Origin of the sequence: uncultured Barnesiella sp., assembly GCF_946496565.1 — a bacterium.
In the GTDB taxonomy this organism is placed as follows: Bacteria; Bacteroidota; Bacteroidia; order Bacteroidales; family Barnesiellaceae; genus Barnesiella; species Barnesiella merdigallinarum.
This window is the reverse complement of record NZ_CAMMHD010000001.1, coordinates 39,059-61,149: the sequence shown is the minus strand read 5'-3', so window position 1 is coordinate 61,149 and position 22,091 is coordinate 39,059. Positions and strand designations below refer to the sequence as shown.

Sequence of the window (22,091 nt, the reverse complement as noted above, 5' to 3'; positions counted from 1 at the left end):
GAGAGTCCAAGCAGCTACAACGTCACGACTCAATACAATGGCTCAACCGGGGCATTGTATTTTTTCATCTTCCGAACCCTATTTTAATGCCATTTTATTATCTTTGAGATTATTCATTTTAACAGAAATAGCCATGAAAACATTATCTGATTTTACAAATTTATTCCCTCTCTCAAAAACGCTACGGTTCAAACTGATACCCATAGGTAACACCTTGAAGAACATCGAAGCCAGCGGGATACTCGACGAAGACCGGCACCGGGCCGAAAGCTACGTAAAAGTAAAAGCCATCATCGACGAATACCACAAAGCATTTATCGACCGCGTTCTCTCCGACACCTGCTTGCAAACCGAAAGCATAGGGAAACACAACTCGCTCGAAGAGTTTTTTTTCTACTATCAAATCGGGGCAAAAAGCGAGCAACAGAAGAAAACTTTCAAAAAAATACAGGACGCTCTGCGCAAACAGATTGCCGACAGTCTCACCAAAGACAAACATTTTTCCCGCATCGATAAAAAAGAGTTGATACAGGAAGACCTTATCCAATTCGTCCGGGACGGGGAAGACGCTGCCGAGAAAACGAGTCTGATTTCTGAATTTCAAAACTTTACCGTCTACTTTACCGGGTTCCACGAGAACCGCCAAAACATGTATTCGCCGGACGAGAAATCTACGGCTATCGCCTATCGGTTAATCAACGAGAACCTTCCCAAATTCGTCGACAACATGAAAGTGTTCGACCGGATTGCAGCCAGCGAATTGGCCTCTTGTTTCGACGAACTGTACCACAATTTCGAAGAATACCTGCAAGTAGAGCGGCTCCACGATATCTTCTCCCTCGACTATTTCAATCTGTTACTCACCCAAAAACATATCGACGTATATAACGCTTTAATCGGAGGAAAAGCCACCGAAACCGGCGAAAAAATCAAAGGCCTCAACGAGTATATCAACCTGTACAATCAGCGACACAAACAAGAAAAGCTGCCCAAATTCAAGATGCTTTTCAAGCAGATATTGACCGATCGTGAGGCCATATCGTGGCTCCCCCGGCAATTCGACGACAACAGCCAACTGCTCTCGGCTATCGAGCAATGCTACAATCACCTCTCGACCTATACCCTGAAAGATGGGTCTCTGAAATATCTGCTCGAAAACCTGCATACCTACGACACCGAAAAAATCTTTATTCGCAACGACTCGCTTCTGACCGAAATATCGCAACGGCACTATGGCAGCTGGAGCATACTGCCCGAAGCCATCAAGCGCCACCTCGAAAGAGCCAATCCTCAAAAGCGGCGCGAAACATACGAAGCATACCAAAGCCGCATCGAAAAAGCCTTCAAAGCTTATCCCGGCTTCTCGATTGCCTTTCTGAACGGTTGTCTGACCGAAACCGGCAAAGAATCGCCCTCGATCGAAAGTTATTTCGAGAGCCTGGGGGCTGTCGAGACCGAAACCTCGCAGCAAGAAAACTGGTTTGCCCGCATAGCCAATGCCTATACCGATTTCCGGGAGATGCAGAATCGCCTCCATGCAACAGATGTCCCCCTGGCCCAAGATGCCGAAGCCGTGGCACGCATCAAGAAACTACTCGATGCGCTCAAAGGGCTGCAACTGTTTATCAAACCTCTGCTCGACACGGGCGAAGAGGCCGAAAAAGACGAACGCTTCTATGGCGATTTCACCGAATTTTGGAACGAACTCGACACCATTACTCCCTTGTACAACATGGTGCGTAACTACCTTACCCGCAAACCCTACTCCGAAGAAAAAATCAAACTCAACTTTCAAAATCCCACACTGCTCAACGGCTGGGATCTGAACAAGGAGGTCGACAACACCTCGGTTATCCTGCGGCGTAACGGCCGGTACTACCTGGCCATCATGCACCGGAATCACCGTCGGGTCTTCTCCCAATACCCGGGGACAGAACGAGGCGACTGCTATGAAAAGATGGAGTATAAACTACTGCCCGGAGCCAACAAAATGCTGCCCAAAGTTTTCTTCTCCAAATCGCGAATCGACGAATTCAATCCCAGCGAAGAACTATTGGCCCGTTACCAACAAGGCACTCACAAGAAAGGCGAGAATTTCAACCTGCACGACTGCCATGCCCTCATCGATTTCTTCAAAGACTCGATCGAGAAGCACGAGGAGTGGCGCAATTTCCATTTCAAATTCTCCGACACCTCCTCTTATACCGACATGAGCGGCTTCTACCGCGAAATCGAAACACAAGGTTACAAACTCTCATTCGTACCCGTAGCGTGCGAATACATCGACGAACTGGTGCGCGACGGTAAAATATTTCTGTTCCAGATATACAACAAAGATTTCTCGACATACAGCAAAGGGAAGCCCAACATGCACACGTTGTACTGGGAAATGCTCTTCGACGAACGTAACCTGATGAATGTTGTCTACAAACTCAACGGGCAAGCCGAAATATTCTTCCGCAAAGCCAGCCTCTCGGCCCGGCATCCCGAGCACCCGGCCGGATTACCCATCAAGAAAAAACAAGCCCCCACAGAAGAGAGTTGTTTCCCCTACGACCTAATCAAAAACAAACGGTATACGGTCGACCAATTTCAGTTTCATGTTCCCATCACAATCAATTTCAAAGCAACCGGCACCTCCAACATCAACCCCTCGGTAACCGACTATATACGCACAGCCGACGACCTGCACATCATCGGGATAGACCGCGGGGAACGGCATCTGCTCTACCTCGTGGTAATCGACAGCCAAGGGCGCATTTGCGAACAATTCTCCCTGAACGAGATTGTCACTCAATATCAGGGACATCAATATAGAACCGACTATCATGCCCTGCTGCAAAAGAAAGAAGATGAACGACAAAAGGCCCGACAAAGCTGGCAAAGCATCGAAAACATCAAGGAGCTCAAAGAAGGGTATTTGAGCCAGGTCGTTCACAAGGTCTCGGAACTGATGATAAAATACAAGGCCATCGTGGTTCTCGAAGACTTGAATGCCGGCTTCAAACGCAGCCGACAGAAGGTAGAAAAACAAGTCTACCAAAAATTTGAAAAGATGTTGATTGACAAGCTCAACTATCTGGTATTCAAAACAGCCGAAGCCGACCAACCGGGCGGACTGCTTCATGCCTACCAACTGACCAACAAATTCGAAAGTTTCAAAAAAATGGGAAAACAAAGCGGCTTCCTCTTCTATATCCCGGCCTGGAACACCAGCAAGATAGACCCGACAACCGGTTTTGTCAATCTGTTTGATACCCGCTATGAAAACGTAGACAAGAGCCGGGCCTTCTTCGGCAAATTCGACTCGATTCGTTACCGCGCCGACAAAGGGACTTTTGAGTGGACATTCGACTACAACAATTTCCATAAAAAGGCCGAGGAAACTCGCTCATCGTGGTGCCTGAGCTCTCACGGGAACCGTGTGCGAACATTCCGGAACCCCGCCAAAAACAACCAATGGGACAACGAAGAGATTGACCTCACCCAAGCTTTCCGAGACCTTTTCGAAGCGTGGGGCATCGAGATAACCTCCAACTTGAAAGAAGCTATCTGCAACCAGTCGGAGAAAAAGTTCTTCTCCGAACTGTTCGAACTCTTCAAGCTGATGATTCAGTTGCGAAATAGCGTGACAGGCACCAACATCGACTACATGGTGTCGCCCGTAGAAAACCATTACGGGACATTTTTCGACAGCCGCACCTGCGACAGCTCCCTGCCGGCCAATGCCGATGCCAACGGGGCATACAACATCGCCCGCAAAGGGCTCATGCTTGCCCGACGCATACAAGCGACTCCCGAAAACGACCCCATATCCCTAACCCTCTCCAACAAAGAATGGCTGCGGTTTGCACAAGGCTTGGACGAAACGACGACCTATGAATGAGCCTATTGCCATCTCGCAGTTGAATGACTTTATTTTCTGTCCGTACTCCATATATCTACACAATGTATATATGGAGTCGGACGAAAGTCTGTATCATGCCTCCCCACAAGTAAAAGGGAAAATTGCTCACGAAACCATAGACGCCCCAAAAGCCTCGGCACAAAACCGCGACATGGTAGCAATAACCGTATGGAGTGAGACTCTGCAAATCTATGGAAAGATAGATATTTACAGAGCCTCGACCCAAACCTTAATCGAGCGGAAATACATTCTGAAACAGATATTTCGAGGACAATTATATCAATTATGGGCGCAGTATTTCTGTATGAAAGAGATGGGCTATGATGTGAAAAGACTGGCTTTTTACGAAAGCTCTACTCACAAAACCTACCCTATAAGCCTTCCCAATAAACAAGAACGAAAAGAATTGGAATATTTTATAGCCTCATTTCGAAGGTTCAATCCCTCACAACCGATTACCGTAAATCCCAACAAATGCCGACATTGCATCTATTGCAGTCTCTGCGACAAAACCAACTTAGGCCATGTATACGAGTAAAGACATAGAAACCCGTACCATCTTTGTAATAAATTGTATCGAACACAATCGCAATATGCGTGTATCCAATGGCGAGCTTTTATTGGAAGAGAAACAAGATGACGTATACCGCACACTCACCAAAATTCCATTCCAAAAACTGTTAGCCTTGTTCATAATAGGTCATATCACAATAACCACCCCCCTGATAGAGAAATGTAAAAAATTCAATGTCGCATTGGTGGTACTCAAACCCAATTTGAGACCGGTTTTTTACTGGGCCAATTCGGCCGAAGCAAACTATCTTTTACGTCAAAAGCAATATGAATACGCCAACAACGATTTATCGATAGCCAAAACCATCATAAAAAACAAAATCCACAACCAACAAATCGCCTTAAAAAAGACCCGAAAAAAAGATACATCGACCACCTCGGCAATAGACTCGTGCCGATTGGCATTAAACACCATCGACGACATTACCGAATACAACCAACTATTGGGCCTTGAAGGTTTTATTTCCAAAAACTATTTCAGCGCATACTATCAAGACCTCGGCTGGAAAAGCCGTATGCCGCGAACCAAACAAGACATCATCAATGTAACACTGGACATCGGCTATACCATTTTATTCAATTACATGGAGTGTTTTGTGCGAATGTTTGGATTCGATTTATACATAGGCGTATACCATAGGGCTTGGTTTAAACGAAAATCACTTATATGCGACTTAATAGAGCCATTCCGATGTATCATCGACCACGCTGTCCTATTAGCGTTTAATCACAAACAATTTGTAAAATCCGATTTTATTTATCGAAAATCGGAGTACCATCTAAAATTGGACTGCTGCGCAAAATACTATAATGTTTTTTATAAAGCGCTTATAGGATACAAAAAAGAGATTTTCTCTTATATACAGGCCTATTACCACTGCTTTATGCAAAAAAAATCTCAAAAAGAATATCCAATATTTGATTTTGAAAAATGATAATAATAAGTTACGATTTGGCCGACGATTTACTCCGAAGCCGATTTCAAAGAATGCTAACCAAAAACGGTGCCATACGTTTACAGTATTCTGTATACGAGGTTGTTAACACCCGACGAGTTCTCGACAACATAAAAATAAAAATAAATGCCTATGCCAAACATTTCTCTCCGGCAGACAGTGTAATCCTTTTCGAAGTCGACAATAAAAACCTGATAAAATATGGACACGCCATTCACCGCGATACCGATATCGTCTTTTTTTAATCGCTTTATGACGCCATTGACAAGTGTTCGTTTCACCATTTTCGCTATCGAACCCCATAAACGCCTGTTTATCTGCATTATAAGCCCCTAAAAACAAACACATAGAGAAAGAGGGGGGATAAAATAACCCCAAAAAATTTTATGATAATACTTTGATTATTAAAAAATAAACCCGATATTTGTATGGAATAGAGTCTATACAGACACTTTAATTTCTACTATTGTAGATGTAACCGGCAACGGATCAGGAAGCTATACTGTCTATACAGACACTTTAATTTCTACTATTGTAGATGTTGTTATCACTCGTTTTAGGTATTTGAGTCTATACAGACACTTTAATTTCTACTATTGTAGATGAAAGTCCTTAATGCCAAATACTACGGGTCTATACAGACACTTTAATTTCTACTATTGTAGATTAACCGGTAATGCCGTTTTCTTCTATTTGTCTATACAGACACTTTAATTTCTACTATTGTAGATATTACCTCGATGGTTACGTTGTTGTCACTGTCTATACAGACACTTTAATTTCTACTATTGTAGATACGGAACTAGGGTGACACAAAAAGAAACGGGGTCTATACAGACACTTTAATTTCTACTATTGTAGATATTGTGTTGTTCCCACATTTCGGCGCGGTCTATACAGACACTTTAATTTCTACTATTGTAGATTTAGAAATCGAGGGAAGACTCAAAGAATGTCTATACAGACACTTTAATTTCTACTATTGTAGATTCTGCCTCCTTGATGGAGCAAAGACTTTGTCTATACAGACACTTTAATTTCTACTATTGTAGATTTTCAAAAATTCCAGAGGATGACGACACGTCTATACAGACACTTTAATTTCTACTATTGTAGATAGCCACGACCTTAGTGCACTTGTCGGTCGTCTATACAGACACTTTAATTTCTACTATTGTAGATTTTTGCACTCATGACTCTGCGCGGTTTTGGTCTATACAGACACTTTAATTTCTACTATTGTAGATATTAGCAACAACCAAACCCGGTTATAAAAGTCTATACAGACACTTTAATTTCTACTATTGTAGATTGGGAATTGAAGCGAATCCACGTTAAAAGGTCTATACAGACACTTTAATTTCTACTATTGTAGATTTGTTCTAATGTTTGAACTTGCAATCCCGTCTATACAGACACTTTAATTTCTACTATTGTAGATTTGTCAATTCCTGCGTTATATAAACCCTCGTCTATACAGACACTTTAATTTCTACTATTGTAGATTGGGCTTCGCTAGCTGGAACGCGCCAGCTGTCTATACAGACACTTTAATTTCTACTATTGTAGATAGCTCATGTACAAAGGTCTCATCGAATTGTCTATACAGACACTTTAATTTTTGCTGTTGTACTTACGGGAGGGCAGGCGATTTATACGGCACAACCGTTTGCAGCATTCTACACGTAATGCAAGGTTTTTAACGGGCCAAAGAATCTGACCTTGCATTTCTTTTTTACCCCGCATCTGGGGGCTTATGGCTTAACGACAATATTGCCCGATTTTCTCCGGGGAAGAATCTCCCGACAGGGGCATACAGACATAGGGTCAAATAGCGGTATGGCCCCGATATACCGCACCTTCTCCCTTTTATTTCACGGGTACCGTTCTTTGAGGTTTTAAGGAATGTAGTGCAGGCTTTGCAGCACGGCGCGTATCTTCTCGTAGGTGGTGATGCGCGTAGGCACGAGGGGCAGACGCAGTTTGTTCTCGATGTAGCCCATGGCGTTGAGCAGACACTTCACACCGGCGGGGTTGCCGTCGACGAAGAGCAGGCTGAAGAGCTCGGTGAAGCGGTGGTGTATGGGCAGGGCGTTCTTGAAATCGCCGTTGAGTGCCAGACGCACCATCTTGCTGAACTCCTTGGGAAAGGCGTTGCCGATAACCGAGATGACCCCGACAGCCCCCAGCGTGAGCAGCGGGAAGGTGATGCCGTCGTCGCCCGAGATAACCATGAAGTCGGCGGGCTTGTTCTTGATGATGTCGTCCATCTGGGTGATGTTGCCCGACGCCTCCTTGATGGCCACGATGTTGGGATACTCCTTGGCCAGCCTCAGCGTGGTCTCGGCACTCATGTTCACACCCGTACGACCCGGCACGTTGTACAGGATGACCGGCAGCCGCGAGGCTTGCGCGATAGCGCTGTAATGTTGATAGATGCCCTCTTGCGAAGGTTTGTTATAGTAAGGTACAACCGACAGGATGGCGTCGTAGCCCGTGAAGTCGTCGTGCTTCAAATGCTCCACAATGCCGCGCGTGTTGTTGCCGCCCAACCCCAGAACCAGGGGGATGCGGCCCTTTACCCGCTCTACGACAAAACTCTTGATGGCTGCCTTCTCCTCCTCGGTGAGTGTGGGAGTCTCGGCAGTAGTTCCTAAAACAACCAGATAGTCGGTGCCGTTTTGTATCAGATGTTCAATCAGTCGGGAAAGGGCCTCGAAGTCGATACTCTCGTCTTCTTTGAACGGCGTGATAAGTGCCACACCCATTCCGCTTAAATTGATTCTTGCCATATTTCTACCCTCTATTTATTTTCGCTTCCAAAATTACAGATTATTCTCTTTTACGCCAATTTTCTTCCAATAAAAAAGCGCATTCTTCAACAATTCGCCTGCATCGAGACCTCTTTTCCCCGAAGCCGGAGCATCGCCATCGGCCTCTTTCCCAGGGTGATGAGCGGGTACCAGTATCTGCAGGTGGAAGGGGTTGGCCTCCTCCTTGGGCACCCCTATCTTGAAGGTCGCCCGCGAGTGCACGGCCAGGCAAAGCAGCGGCAGCGACCGGGCGGTAGACACGTCGATGAGCACCTCGCCGTCGTGCCGGTCGAAGTTCTCGAGGAACTGCCGGGTGGGCCTACGCCACAACCACGAACTGCGCAGGGACAACACGGGGTCGCACCCCGGTATGGAGGCGGGAAGCTCGCTTTTGCTGCGCGCCTCGACCACCAATGTTATCTTTTTGCCGGCGGCCGCCAGTTCGGCCAGCACGGGCCGTAGCGACGGTATATCGCGCCCCAGTGCCAACATGACCAGCCTATCGGCCTCGTCGAAGGCCCGAAACCTCTCGGGCGCAGGTTGCTGCAACCTGCGCCTCACTCGCCATCCAGTAATCCACGAAAGACACATATCACACGCTGTTTATCGAATCATCTCCAAAAATTCATCTTCCGACAAGATGCGCACCCCCAGCTTGCGGGCCTTCTCGAGCTTGGCCGGACCCATGTTCGCACCGGCCAGCAGATAGGTGGTCTTGCCCGATACCGAGCCGGTATTCACCCCGCCGTGCTGCTCGATCATCGCCTTGTACTCGTCGCGCGAGTGGTGGGCAAAGGTACCGCTGATGACAATCGTGGCACCGGCCAGCTTGTCGGTCCGCTCCGAGAGCCGCTCCTCGGTAATCTGCATCTGCACGCCATAGCCGCGCAACCGCTCGATGAGCCGCAGGTTGTCGGCATCGGCAAAGTAGGCCACCACGCTTTGGGCGATACGCTCGCCGATGTCGCCTATCTGGGTGAGCTCCTCGACCGTGGCCTCGCGCAGCCGGTCAATCGAGTGCAGGGCCAGGGCCAGCTTCTTGGCTACGGTCTCGCCCACATAGCGTATGCCCAGGGCAAAGAGCACCCGCTCGAAGGGCACCTCGCACGACTGTCGCACGGCATCGACGATGTTCTGGGCCGAGCGTTCGCCCATACGTTCGAGCTCGGCTATCGCCGGGGCTTGCAGGGTATAGAGGTCGGCCACATCTTTCACCAGCCCGGCGTTGTAGAACTGGTTCACCGTCTCGCTGCCGATGCCGTCGATATTCATTGCCCGGCGGCTGATGTAGTGCTCGATACGTCCCTTGATTTGCGGCGGGCACCCCTTCTCGTTGGGGCAGACCCAGGCGGCCTCGCCCTCGATGCGTTTCAGCGGCGTGCCGCACTCGGGGCAGTTGCGTATGAAGCGCACCTTCTCGCCCACCAGCACGCGGGCCGAGGTATCGACGGCCGTAATCTTGGGTATGATTTCACCTCCCTTCTCGACATAGACCATATCGCCTATGTGCAGGTCGAGGGCGTTGATTATATCTTCGTTGTGCAGCGTGGCCCGCTTGACAATGGTACCCGAAAGCAACACCGGGTCAAGATTGGCCACCGGGGTAACCGTGCCCGTGCGCCCCACCTGGAACGACACCGAGTTGAGCCGCGTGAGCGCCTGCTCGGCCTGGAACTTGTAGGCAATGGCCCACCGGGGCGACTTGGCCGTGTAGCCCAGGTTCTTCTGCTGGCGCAACGAGTTGACCTTGAACACCATGCCGTCGGTAGCCACCGGCAGATGCTTGCGCTCAGTGTCCCAATAGTTGATATACTCCTTCATCTCGTCGACCGAATGGAGAATGCGCATGGCGTCAGAGACCTTGAAGCCCCACGCGCGGGCCCGCTGCAGATTTTCGTAGTGGGTATCGGCCGGCAGATTGTCGCCCAGCAGATAGTAGAGGTAGGCATCGAGCCCCCGGGCGGCCACCACAGCCGAATTTTGCGACTTGAGGGTACCGGCCGCCGCGTTGCGGGGGTTGGCAAAGAGGGGCTCTTCCTGCTCCTCACGCTCCTTGTTCAGGGCCTCGAACACGGCCCAGGGCATGAGTATCTCGCCCCTGATTTCGAACGAGTCGGGATAGTCGTTGCCCCGCAGTTGCAGGGGGATGCTTCGTATGGTCTTCACATTCTCGGTCACATCGTCGCCCCGCGTGCCGTCGCCCCGCGTCACCGCCTGTACCAGCCGGCCGTGCTCGTAGATGAGCGAGATGGAGGTACCGTCGAACTTCAGTTCGCCCACCAGTTCGAACTCCTCGCCCATCAGCCCCGTGCGCACCCGGTCGTAGAAGGCGGACACCTCTTCGATCGAATAGGTGTTGCCCAACGACAGCATGGGGTAGCGGTGCTCGACCTGCGTAAAGGCCCGGTTGATGTCGTTGCCCACCCGCTGCGTGGGCGAGTTGGGGTCGAAATACTGGGGGTAGGCCTCCTCGAGCTGCTGCAACTCGTGCATCATCTCGTCGAAGGTGCGGTCGTCGATGGTCGGGGCATTCAACACATAGTAGTTATAGTTGTGCTCGTCGAGCTCCTTGCGCAGGCGAGCTATCTTTTCCTGGGGAGATTCCATGTAACAGTGAGGTTTTTAATTCTACACAAATGTAAGATTTTTACCCAGAAAATCGGGTATAATTTGCCAAGAATGTTATACGCCGATAGCCATAAATAACTTATCTTTGCGGGTAAAATCATCAAGCGCAAAAAAATGCTGCAAACAAAAAATTTGTGTGGAGTGACGCTGCAATACAACGTCGAAGGCGAAGGCCTGCCCGTGATACTGATGCACGGCTGGGGGTGCAACCACACCACCGTGGCCTCGATCGAACGGCTGTTGACGCCTCACTTCAAGGTCTATAACCTCGACTTCCCGGGATTCGGCGGCAGCAGCACGCCGCCGGCCGTGTGGGGCGTAGAGGAGTATACTTGCCTGGTCGAGGCTTTTGCCCGGGCCGAAGGCATCGAGCGTCCCATCCTCATCGGCCACTCGTTCGGCGGCCGGGTGTCGATACTCTTTGCCTCGCGCAACGCCACCCGCAAGGTGATTCTGGTCGATGCCGCCGGCGTGAAACCCCGCCGACCGCTCAAATACTATGTGAAGGTCTATTCGTTCAAATTGTGGAAACGGCTGCTCCCCCTCGCCGTGGGCCGCAAACGGGCCGACGAAACCATCGAGGCCTATCGCCGCAAATCGGGGTCGGCCGACTACAACGCCCTCACCGGCACCATGCGCAACATTCTGGTCAAGGTGGTGAACGAAGACCTCAAGGCGGTGATGCCCCGCATCCAGTGCCCCGTGCTCCTCATCTGGGGCAAGAACGATACCGCCACCCCCCTGCGCGACGCCCGCACCATGGAGCGCCTCATCCCCGATGCCGGGCTCGTGGCCTTCGACGATGCCGGACATTACAGCTTCCTCGACAAGCCCTACGAGTTTAATGCCGTGGTACAAAACTTTTTACAGCCCGATATAAAACAAGAATCATGACTCAGATACTCTCCATCATCACCTTCCTGGCCCTGCTCTTCTACACCGCAACCGAAGTGAAATTCCAGTTGCAGATGATGCAGCAGAACACCTACCGCAACGACCGCTACAACCGTTGGCTCAAAGGCGAATCGTTCGCCTCGGTATCGCGGCTCGTCGACCTGTTTCTGCTCCTGCTGCTCTCGACCAACTTTCTGCCGCTCTTCGTGCAGATTGTCGCCATCACGGTAGCCCTCTACAAGAGCGTGAACCACCTGAAGGCCAAGTACAAGAAACCGCTGGTATTTACCCGCCGGGCCACCCGCCTCTATGTGGCCGCCCTGCTGCTGACCCTCGTCATTGCCGGCCTTGCTGCCGCCACGACCACGCTCGACAACGGCAGCCGCGCCCTGCTGGCTCTGGCCATCCTGGCCCCCTACCTGATGATGATTGCCAACTGGCTGATGCAACCCGTCGAGAAACAGATCAACCGCAAATATTACAACGAGGCCAAGCAAATACTGGCCCAAATGCCCGGCCTCACCATCATCGGCATTACCGGTAGCTACGGCAAGACCAGCACCAAGCACTACCTCTACCGCATCTTGTGCGAGCGGTACAACGTGCTGATGACCCCCGGCAGCTTCAACACCCCCATGGGCGTGATACGTACCGTGCGCGAGCAGATGAAGCCCTACCACAACGTATTCATCTGCGAGATGGGTGCCAAGCAGATAGGCGACATCAAGGAGATTTGCGACCTGGTGAACCCGCAGATAGGCATCATCACCGCCGTGGGCGAGCAGCACCTCGAGTCGTTCAAGAGCATCGAGAATGTGCAGCGCACCAAGTTCGAGCTGGTCAACGCCCTGCCCGCCTCGGGCTTTGCCGTGGTCAACAACGACTTCCCCTACATCGCCAACCGCCCCGTCGACAACGTGCCGGTGAAACGCTACACCATCGCCGACACCGGAGCCGACTACCACATCGAGAACATCCGCTACGACAGCGACGCCACCCGATTCACCGTGGTGGGCGGCGGCGAGCGCATCGAACTGAGCACGAAACTCATCGGCGAGTGCAACCTGTCGAACCTCATGGCCGCCGTCATCGTGGCCCGGCACCTGCAAGTGCCCGTGCAGTCGATACAATACGGCGTGAGCCGCATCGAGCAGGTGGAACACCGCCTGAACATGAAACGGACTCCCGGCGGCATCTCGATTATCGACGACGCCTTCAACTCCAACCCCGACGGCGCCCGCATGGCACTCGACGTGCTGCGCCGCATGACCCAGGGCAAGCGCATCGCCATCACCCCGGGCATGATCGAGCTGGGCGACAAACAGGTCGAATACAACCGCACGCTGGGCCGCCAGCTCGCCACCGCCTGCGACTACGTGATGGTGGTGGGCCGCTACAACCGCGACGCCATTCTGGCCGGATTACAGGCCGAGAACTTCCCCGAAGAGAAGCTCTTCGTGGCCGACTCCTTTGCCGAAGCACAGGCCCGCCTCGCCCAGGTAGCCGAAGCCGGCGACACCGTCCTCTACGAGAACGACCTGCCCGACACCTTCAAGTAAACCCGATTATTCACAACACAACAAAACATATCGTTAGCACAGAAAGATTATGAAAACTACCGTTGGTGTTTTTTTCGGAGGCCGCTCGACCGAGCACGAAATCTCCGTCATCTCGGCCCTGCAGGCCATCAATGCCTTTAACAAGGAGAAGTACGAAATCGTCCCCATATACATAACCAAACAGGGCCGCTGGTTCAGCGGCGACGCCCTGCTCACGGTGAAGAACTACCGCGACATGGCCGCCCTGCAAAAGATGTGTACCGAGGTATACATGATTCCCGAATACGGCGACTACAACGTCTACCGCAAGAAGAAACCCCTCTTCGGGAGCGACATCTGGGCCAAACTCGACGTCGTGGTGCCCGTGCTGCACGGCAGCAACGGCGAGGACGGCATCTTCGAGGGAGTGCTCGAGTCGATAGGCATCCCCTATGCCGGTTGCAACACGCTGGCCTCGGCCAACGGCATGGACAAAATCACCATGAAGATGATTATGGAGAAATGCGGAATCCCCATCGTCGACTACGTGTGGTTCACCGACAAGCAGTGGTTTGCCCAGCGCGACCAACTCATCGCAGAGATTGAATCGAAACTCGGCTACCCCGTCATCGTGAAACCGGCCAACCTGGGCTCGAGCGTGGGTATCTCGCATGCCGACAACCGCGAGGAGCTCATCGCCAAAATCGACGTGGCCGAGAAATACTCGACCCGCATCGTCATCGAAGATATGGTCGAAGAGCTGAAAGAGATCAACTGCTCGGTACTGGGCGACTGCGACGACTACCGCACCTCGGTGTGCGAAGAGCCCATCAAGAGCGGAGACATCCTCACCTATGAAGACAAGTACATGGGCGGCGGCAAGTCGAACAAAGGCATGCAGGCCACCCAGAAACGCATCCCGGCCGACCTCACCCCCGAGGAGACCGCCCGCGTGCAGTTCCTGGCCGGCGAAACCTTCCGAGTGCTCTCGTGCCACGGCGTGGCCCGCGTCGACTTTATGATCGACGGCAAGAGCGGCAACATCTACGTGAACGAAATCAACACCATCCCCGGCTCCCTCTCGTTCTACCTGTGGGAGGCATCGGGCATCCCCTTCGACCAACTCATGGACCGTCTGGTCGATCTCGCCCTCAAACGCAAGCGCGAGTCGGCTATGAAGACCGTCAGCTACGACCAAAATATCTTCAATCTGGGCAAAGGCCTCAAAGGCGGCAAGATGGGAGCGAAATAAGAAACAATCACTATCCTTGTTAAAAAAAAGAGGTCATGGGGATAACAAACGCCCCACGACCTCTTTTTGATTGAAATCCCTATTCAAGCACGTTACTCTCCCGGCGATTCTATCCAGTATTCACGCAACAAGGCCTCGAATTTTATCTTTCCGCAACAAGCCGATTTTTCGGCATTATGAAAACGCCACGAAGCCGGGTGATTTACCAGCTCAATAGCAATTCCCTCCCACACAATCGCTTTTTCTTTACAGTAATTCAAAAAAGAATTGTAGGCCAACTTGCTGAGAAACACAATCAACTCGGGCTCCAAAACCCGGATAATCCCCGTCAGCGCTTCCCCCGCCACATCGAGGTCGACAGGTTGGGGTACAAACTGTTTGCGACGGCCGATATCGTGCGCCGGACGCAAAAAGTAATTGTAAAAGGCCGATTCGCCAAGGGCATATTTATCGTGCGCGATGTGCTGCTCGTCGAGAACCCTGTTCATACAATCATATACCCGGGTGAAAGTCCTGTACCCTTTCCAGTTACTCACATCGGACTTTCGATATTCGGGAATCAACTTTGCATCAGGATTGCAATACCACTCTTGTGGCTTCAAAAAATCGCTATACGGGATATCCGAATCATTGAAATAATTGCTTTCCCCAACCAACAGCATCTTCCTGTGTGCATTATCTTCCCGCCAAAAGCAATCACCTACGGCTGGGACCAACTCGGGGAAACGAACAAAGACACCCTCTTCTACGATTCCGCCTTTCCCTATTTTCTTCAAGTCATCATTCATCATAGTTTATTTATAATTAAATAATTATCTTATAAAAATCACAATTCAATAACTCTTTTCAGGTTCTAAAATTTCACAACAGCAGGTGGGCATTTTTGTGCCCACCTGCTGTTCTCTTACTTTTTAGGGACAAAGACAAATGTTTTACCACTAATACATTTTGCCTCTCCTCCCATCAGACGTGCAGCTGCTAACATATCATTATACGAAGCGTAAGTCTGCACATTTCCATTCGGAAAATTCAATGTGTACATAACATATAATTTAAAAATGTCTCCCAATCCCCAAGAGACCTATCGATTAAAGAAATGCAGGATTGCATTACCTCTTTACCGAGTAACGACATTTCTATCACACAATCTCGTTCCGGGAGCTAAACAGGAATATCCGGTATAATTTTCATGGTGCACAACTCTTTCCCCAATACTCACGTGATTGGGATTAACCAGCTGTGATAGTGAAATGACAGATACGAAAAAAGGACACAACTCTCACTTTTGACCTATCTGCCCGGTACGGTTCTGGAAAACCTTGGAGTCCAAATAAGGGAAAAGCAGTCTATGTCCTTCGGGGAAGGATACAGAACTCACTTACCAAATTATTTAGGACTCCCTTGTTTAATTTTCCAGATTTAACCGGGTCTCAATAATCAGCTTACGCGATGTTATGTAATATTTTTATTACTCTTTGTTTCTCATGTTTTTTCTATTTCAAATATAGTGGGCAAGGCAAATCAAAATACATTTCCAAATTTGACTATGCAAAGCCGCATCCCATACTTGCTTTTTGCAAATATACAAATATTTGTAAACAATAGGAACTCATATAAAAAAATATCATAGACCGCTCTTCAATATTGCAAAGATAGGCCACGAGCTATGCCGTATTGAAGCATACCATAACCCCCATTCGTCATTTGCCAAAAGAAAAAGGAGAAAGGGAAATAGGAAGAAAGATACTATTACCGAAAGTTCAAAGAAAGAAAAATGCTTTTTATCCCCCCAAAAAAAATCTCCCGAGGTGCAAGACTGATGTCACCCGGGAGACATTGCGTTGAATACCTAAAACACCTATTTTATTCTCTCGAACTTTATACCTTTGAACGAAACCTACTCGCGAGGCTCGGGTCTTCCCGGCTTGTCGGGCCCGGGATTAAGATACGGCTTCAGCAGTTCCTCTTCCATGGTTTTCCATTGGGCATACTGCTCTTTACTGAGCGCTTTCTTCAATTTCTTGTCGCGCTTCTGAGCCGCTTTCGTCAGGTTCTTGGCTATCTTTTCAGGGTCGGGACGGTCATCATTCCAATCCATTTCTCGAGGAGGCATGGGAGGCCGACCGCCTCCCATACCTTCAAAACCGCCACCTCTGTGCGGTCGGCCGCCTTCCATACGATGGCCCTGGAGCGGCATTTCCCCTAAATCTTTTTCTATACCCCTCTGTGGAGTTGGCTTGTATTTGAATATGGTCTTCTGTTCGGCAAGCTGAATCTTGTACACCTTCTTGTACTGCTTTTCGGTAAGCCCCAACCGGCTCTGCATGGCCTCGGTAATGAGGCGAGCATTCCGCTCGGGCGAAGGTATATCTTTATATGATTTGAGCGGTGCATCGGCCCAGACTGCCATCCAAAGGGTCGACAGTGCAACCAGCAAAGTTCCTATTTTCAATCGACTGTTCATCTTGGTTTTCCTTTTCCTTCGCTACAAAGAAATAACGAGCATACGGCTTTTGAAAATAGTTTAGACAACTGGCTCGATTGTCACGACAAACCGTCCCGGGAAGGCCGCAAAACGGGGAATGAAGCCATTCCCCACACAGGCGCCCAATATAACCAAGAGGGCCGTACCCTCAACATAGGATACAGCCCTCTCGCCCTATTCAACAAAAATTATCTACAAAACCACTTTGACAGTCTGCCGTGCTACTTTTACCAGATACATGCCAGAACCCGGGAGTTCGATATTCGAGGCTTCACCCCGATATACCAACTGGCCACCCAAACTGTACACCTCGACCGGCAGGTTGTCGGCAGCGCCCTCTATGCGAATGCGGTTGCCATCGACTACCACCTGCAGGGCAGCATCGGCGCAATTGTCGATACCCGAGGGATTGTTTACCTGTATATTCTTGAACAGTTTCCAGCCATCGCTTGTCTTGTAGGAGTCTACCGAGCCATCGGGCACAAGCAGCTCGGCGGTGTTGTAAACGGTTTCGTCGAAGGCCGACTCGCTCAACACCGGAGCTGTGGTACTCAGCGATACCACCGATGTGATGGACGGACAACCGGCAAACGCCTCGAAACCGATCGCCGTTATCGTCGAGGGCAACTTAACCGTGCGCAAGCCCGTGCACTCGTAGAATACCGAAAAGCCTACCATGGTCGTACCCTCCGGCAACTCGGCCATAATCAGTCCGGTACACCCGTCGAAGGCTCCGTCGCTGATTACCTTCACCGTCGAAGGCAGTTTTATCGAGGTAAGGGCCACACAACCCTTGAAGAGTTCGGATGAAATTTCGGTTACTCCCTCGGGGATATTCACGCTTACGAGGCTGCTGCATCCTTCAAAGGCGTGCGCACCTATCGACTGAACGGTTTCCGGAATTTGCAGCGAGGTCAAAGCGCTGCAATCGACAAACATATACGACTCGATTGCCGTAAGCGGTGCCTGAATGTCGACCGATTTCAGAGCGCTGCAACCGTTGAATACCGAATAACCCAGCGAACTTACTCCCTTGGGAATTACAATCGACTCCAACTTCGTACAGTTGGCAAAGGCCGACGCACCGATAGAGGTAACCGTAGAGGGAATCGTTATCGACTCCAGCTTGGAACACCCCACAAACACGTTGTAGCTGATGGTCTCCAGCCCCTCGGGCAGGTCGATGCCGGCCAAAGCCGAACAATTCTCGAGCGACGAATACTCCAGTGACTTTATATGAGCAGGCAAATTGATGGAACTCAGCCGGGTACAACCGTAAAAGGTGTGATGCTCCAGGCTGGTCAGCTGGTCGGGCAGGTCAACTTCGGTCAAAGCGATGCAACCGGCAAAAGCCCAGTTGCCTATCGCCGTCACCTTATCGGACAACTGTATGGATTTCAGACTCCGGCACTCGTAAAAGGCCCACTCGCCAATCGAGGTAACCGACTCGCCCATCTCGACCGACTCCAAACCCGTGCAATAATAAAAGACTTCGTCGCCTATCGAGGTAAGGTTTTCAGGGAGCACAATCGACTTCAAACCGGTGCAATCGTAGAAGGCCGAATTGCCAATGGTTCTGATCGAAGTCGGAAATTCGATTTCTTCCAAACCGCTACATCCGCTGAAGGTAGAGGGGGCAATGTGGGCAATGCCATCGGGGATGCGAAAGGTGGTGAGGCCACTGCAATCCCACAAGGCATACTCGCCTATCGAGTCGACACTGGCCGGGAACACCAGCTCGGTGAGCGAACTACAGCCCGAGAAGGCATAATTACCAATCAAAGAGACCCCGTCGGGTACGGTTACATCCGACAGGTTGCCGCAAAATTCGAACACCGAGTCTTCGATTTTCGATACCGTCGACGGCACGGTCACCTTCGTCAGGCTACTGCAACTGGCAAACATCGAGGTGCTAAGCACTTCGATACCCGTGGGCAAAACAACCTCTTCCAACGCCCGGCAGCTATAAAAGGCCGATGGACCTATCGAGGAGACGGCTGCCGGAATGTCCAGAGAGACCATATTGGTACACCCCGAAAAGGCCGACTCGCCAATCGCGGTAACCGACTCGGGAAGGATGACACCAAGCAACGATTCACAATCTTGGAATGCCGTTGCCCCAACTCCCGTTACCGTATACGTTTTACCCTCGAAAGTAACCTCTTCGGGGATTCGCACAGTTCCGGAATAGGCCGGAATCGGGCCCGGGGCCACTTCTACCGTAAGGTCGTCGGCCGAAAGCACATTGTAATATACACCATCGGTCGAGAAGTCGGACGCATTTACAAAAAATCCGATTGACAGGCAGACAGCCACGGAGAACATTTTCAGAATAGATTTTCGCATAATTCAACAATTTAAGGTGGGTTTAAAATAAAGGGGAAATATCTAGCTGAGGATTAGGTTCATAGTATAGAGATTTAGATTTCAATATTTCAAATTAAAATGTTTAGATGATTATTACTATTCTTTTCGATGCCTAAATCTACAAAAAATTATCGAATTGCAAATAATTTTTGTAAAAAAACTGCATTAAGTCAAAAGAAATATACAATAAGACTAAATAATATGAGACTTTCGGGGCCGTATCGGGTGAAAAAAAGATTGAACAGCCACCCGAAAAGGCCGGCCGGAAAGAGCTGTCTCCACAGGGTGAAGGCAGCCATCGGTCCCCTCAAATCCTCCCCTCCCCCCAAAAACAGTCACGGCGAACCTTGCGGCCCGCCGTGACTTTATGCGGTATATAAAACGTATATTTATGCCATAAACTTGCGATAGCGCACCCGGTGGGGCTCCACATCGCCCAGGCGTTTCTTCTTGTTCTCTTCGTACTCGGAATAGGAACCCTCGAAGAAGAATACCTTCGAATCGCCCTCAAAGGCGAGTATGTGGGTACAGATGCGGTCGAGGAACCAACGGTCGTGCGAGATGACGACGGCACAGCCGGCAAAATTCTCGAGACCCTCCTCGAGTGCCCGCAGCGTGTTCACATCGATGTCGTTGGTAGGCTCGTCGAGCAGCAGCACGTTGCCCTCCTCCTTGAGCGCCATGGCCAGGTGCAGGCGGTTACGCTCGCCACCCGAGAGCACCCCGATGAGTTTCTCCTGGTCGGCTCCCGTGAAGTTGAATCGCGACAGATAAGCCCGCGCATTCATGTCGCGGCCTCCCATGCGGAAGGTGTCGAGACCGCCCGACACTACCTGATAGACGGTCTTGGCGGGGTCGATGTCCTTGTGGGTCTGGTCTACGTAGGCAATCTTCACCGTCTCGCCCACCTCGAACGAACCCTTGTCGCACTGCTCCTGCCCCATAATGAGCTTGAAGAGGGTGGTCTTGCCGGCTCCGTTGGGACCGATTACCCCCACGATGCCGTTGGGCGGCAGCACAAAGTCGAGGTTGTCGAAGAGCAGCTTGTCGCCGTAAGCCTTGGCCACACCGTGAGCCTCGATCACCTTGTTGCCCAGACGGGGACCGTTGGGGATAAAGATTTCGAGCTTCTCTTCGCGCTCCTTCTGGTCCTCGTTCAACAGCTTGTCGTAGGAGTTCAGACGGGCCTTACCCTTCGACTGGCGGGCCTTGGGAGCCATGCGCACCCACTCCAGCTCGCGCTCGAGGGTCTTGCGACGTTTGCTGGCCTGCTTCTCCTCCATCTCCATGCGTTTGGTCTTCTGCTCGAGCCACGAGGTATAGTTGCCCTGCCAGGGGATACCCTCGCCGCGGTCGAGTTCGAGAATCCAGCCGGCCACATGGTCGAGGAAGTAACGGTCGTGCGTGATGGCGATAACCGTACCGGGATACTGGTGCAGGTGCTGTTCGAGCCAGTCGATCGACTCGGCGTCGAGGTGGTTGGTAGGCTCGTCGAGCAGCAGGATGTCGGGCTGTTGCAACAGCAGGCGGCAGAGGGCCACCCGGCGGCGTTCACCCCCCGAGAGGTATTTCACGAGCTGGTCTTCGGGCGGACAGCGCAAAGCATCCATCGCCTGCTCCAGCTTGTTGTCGATATTCCAGGCATCCGAGGCGTCGATATGGTCTTGCAGTTCGGCCTGGCGAGCCATGAGGGCATCCATCTTGTCGGGATCCTCGAGCACTTCGGGGTCGCCAAACGACTCGTTCACCTTTTCATACTCGGCCAGCAGGTCGAGGATAGGCTGCACGCCCTCCTGCACCACCTCCTTCACCGTCTTTTCGGGGTCGAGCTTGGGCTCCTGCTCGAGGTAACCCACCGAGTAGCCCGGCGAGAATACCACTTCGCCCTGGTACGACTTCTCCACCCCGGCGATGATTTTCAGCAGGGTCGATTTTCCCGAGCCGTTGAGACCGATGATACCGATCTTGGCCCCGTAGAAAAACGAGAGATAAATGTCTTTCAATACTTGTTTGTGGGGCGGGAACATTTTGCTCACGCCCACCATCGAGAATATAACTTTCTTGTCGTCGGCCATATAAAAGCAGATAAGAAGATTTTGAAATGAGTTTTATTTTTTGACGGGTGTCGCTTTCACCCGATAGTCGCAACGTACGCGTCCCTTGATGATGTTGACCAGCTTCGACTTGATGAGCTGCTTGCGTATGGGCGAGATGCGGTCGATGAAGACCTTGCCCTCCAGGTGGTCATACTCGTGCTGTACCACACGCGAGAGGTAGCCCTCGATCACCTCGTCGTGAGCCACAAAATCCTCGTCGAGCCACTTGAGGTGAATCTTCTCGATGCGGGGCACCGGCTCGTGAATGCCGGGCAAGCTGAGGCAACCCTCCTCGCAGGTCTCCTTGGGCCCGTCATCGAGCACTTCGAGCTCGGGGTTGATAAGGGTGAGTTTCTTGCCCTCACAATCGGGAAAATACTCGGCCATGGGGCTGGCATCGATGACGATGAGCCGTATCGACAGGCCTATTTGCGGCGCTGCCAGCCCGATGCCATCGGCGGCATACATCGTTTCATACATGTTGGCAATCAGCTCTTTGAGCTGAGGGTAAGAAGCATCGATCTCTTCGGTCTCCTTACGAATGACGGGGTGTCCGTACAGGTAAACAGGTAATACCATATC

Annotated in this window: 15 protein-coding genes and 1 CRISPR repeat array; of the genes, 7 read left to right on the top strand and 8 right to left on the bottom strand. The window is 50.9% G+C overall.

Annotated elements, in window-relative coordinates; all coding sequences use genetic code 11:
* Window positions 1–133: 133 nt before the first annotated feature.
* The 4 genes from cas12a to cas2 are packed head-to-tail and all read left to right on the top strand — an operon-like array spanning window position 134 to window position 5,681.
* A complete protein-coding gene (gene cas12a, locus Q1K76_RS00225) occupies window positions 134–3,886 on the top strand; it encodes a type V CRISPR-associated protein Cas12a/Cpf1 (protein ID WP_300130168.1) in 3,753 nt (1,250 codons plus the stop codon).
* A complete protein-coding gene (gene cas4 / locus Q1K76_RS11865) occupies window positions 3,879–4,445 on the top strand; it encodes a type V CRISPR-associated protein Cas4 (protein ID WP_366944473.1) in 567 nt (188 codons plus the stop codon). The genes cas12a and cas4 overlap by 8 nt, the downstream gene beginning before the upstream one ends.
* On the top strand, window positions 4,432–5,415 hold the full coding sequence (gene cas1 / locus Q1K76_RS00220) for a type V CRISPR-associated endonuclease Cas1 (protein WP_300130165.1): 984 nt from the start codon (window positions 4,432–4,434) through the stop codon (window positions 5,413–5,415). Before cas4 ends, cas1 begins: the two co-directional genes overlap by 14 nt.
* Window positions 5,412–5,681: a CRISPR-associated endonuclease Cas2 gene (gene cas2 / locus Q1K76_RS00215; protein ID WP_087408208.1), complete on the top strand. Its 270-nt coding sequence runs from the start codon at window positions 5,412–5,414 to the stop codon at window positions 5,679–5,681. Before cas1 ends, cas2 begins: the two co-directional genes overlap by 4 nt.
* A gap of 193 nt (window positions 5,682–5,874) precedes the next feature.
* Window positions 5,875–7,071: a CRISPR direct-repeat array (repeat unit 36 nt; unit sequence GTCTATACAGACACTTTAATTTCTACTATTGTAGAT).
* Between the two features lie 263 nt (window positions 7,072–7,334).
* Here the strand turns inward: cas2 and dapA are convergent.
* The 3 genes from dapA to ligA are packed head-to-tail and all read right to left on the bottom strand — an operon-like array spanning window position 7,335 to window position 10,856.
* Window positions 7,335–8,228, bottom strand: coding sequence for a 4-hydroxy-tetrahydrodipicolinate synthase (gene dapA, locus Q1K76_RS00210; RefSeq protein ID WP_087408209.1), 894 nt, complete (start codon window positions 8,226–8,228; stop codon window positions 7,335–7,337).
* Window positions 8,229–8,261: 33 nt separating this feature from the next.
* The gene (locus tag Q1K76_RS00205) at window positions 8,262–8,840 is read right to left on the bottom strand and encodes a hypothetical protein (protein WP_258326587.1); all 579 of its coding nucleotides are present in this window, start codon (window positions 8,838–8,840) and stop codon (window positions 8,262–8,264) included.
* Window positions 8,841–8,852: 12 nt separating this feature from the next.
* On the bottom strand, window positions 8,853–10,856 hold the full coding sequence (ligA, locus tag Q1K76_RS00200) for an NAD-dependent DNA ligase LigA (protein ID WP_300130160.1): 2,004 nt from the start codon (window positions 10,854–10,856) through the stop codon (window positions 8,853–8,855).
* 135 nt (window positions 10,857–10,991) lie between these two features.
* Between ligA and Q1K76_RS00195 the strand changes: the two genes are divergently transcribed.
* Genes Q1K76_RS00195 through Q1K76_RS00185 form a run of 3 tightly spaced genes read left to right on the top strand, consistent with a single transcriptional unit; the run spans window position 10,992 to window position 14,561 of the window.
* On the top strand, window positions 10,992–11,771 hold the full coding sequence (locus tag Q1K76_RS00195; protein ID WP_300130158.1) for an alpha/beta hydrolase: 780 nt from the start codon (window positions 10,992–10,994) through the stop codon (window positions 11,769–11,771).
* On the top strand, window positions 11,768–13,330 hold the full coding sequence (gene murF / locus Q1K76_RS00190; protein WP_300130155.1) for a UDP-N-acetylmuramoyl-tripeptide--D-alanyl-D-alanine ligase: 1,563 nt from the start codon (window positions 11,768–11,770) through the stop codon (window positions 13,328–13,330). The genes Q1K76_RS00195 and murF overlap by 4 nt, the downstream gene beginning before the upstream one ends.
* Window positions 13,331–13,379: 49 nt before the next feature.
* A complete protein-coding gene (locus tag Q1K76_RS00185; protein ID WP_300130152.1) occupies window positions 13,380–14,561 on the top strand; it encodes a D-alanine--D-alanine ligase family protein in 1,182 nt (393 codons plus the stop codon).
* 92 nt (window positions 14,562–14,653) lie between these two features.
* Here the strand turns inward: Q1K76_RS00185 and Q1K76_RS00180 are convergent, their stop codons facing one another.
* The 5 genes from Q1K76_RS00180 to def all read right to left on the bottom strand — a co-directional run bounded on the left by Q1K76_RS00180 (window position 14,654) and on the right by def (window position 22,088).
* A complete protein-coding gene (locus tag Q1K76_RS00180) occupies window positions 14,654–15,352 on the bottom strand; it encodes a hypothetical protein (protein ID WP_300130149.1) in 699 nt (232 codons plus the stop codon).
* A gap of 1,106 nt (window positions 15,353–16,458) precedes the next feature.
* Complete coding sequence (locus Q1K76_RS00175) at window positions 16,459–17,025, bottom strand: DUF4890 domain-containing protein (RefSeq protein WP_300130147.1); 567 nt, start codon at window positions 17,023–17,025, stop codon at window positions 16,459–16,461.
* Between the two features lie 213 nt (window positions 17,026–17,238).
* Window positions 17,239–19,392: a leucine-rich repeat domain-containing protein gene (locus Q1K76_RS00170; protein ID WP_300130145.1), complete on the bottom strand. Its 2,154-nt coding sequence runs from the start codon at window positions 19,390–19,392 to the stop codon at window positions 17,239–17,241.
* Window positions 19,393–19,802: 410 nt separating this feature from the next.
* Window positions 19,803–21,488, bottom strand: a complete 1,686-nt coding sequence (gene ettA / locus Q1K76_RS00165; RefSeq protein WP_087408218.1) for an energy-dependent translational throttle protein EttA — start codon at window positions 21,486–21,488, stop codon at window positions 19,803–19,805.
* A gap of 33 nt (window positions 21,489–21,521) precedes the next feature.
* Complete coding sequence (gene def / locus Q1K76_RS00160) at window positions 21,522–22,088, bottom strand: peptide deformylase (RefSeq protein WP_300130143.1); 567 nt, start codon at window positions 22,086–22,088, stop codon at window positions 21,522–21,524.
* Between the last annotated feature and the right edge of the window lie 3 nt (window positions 22,089–22,091).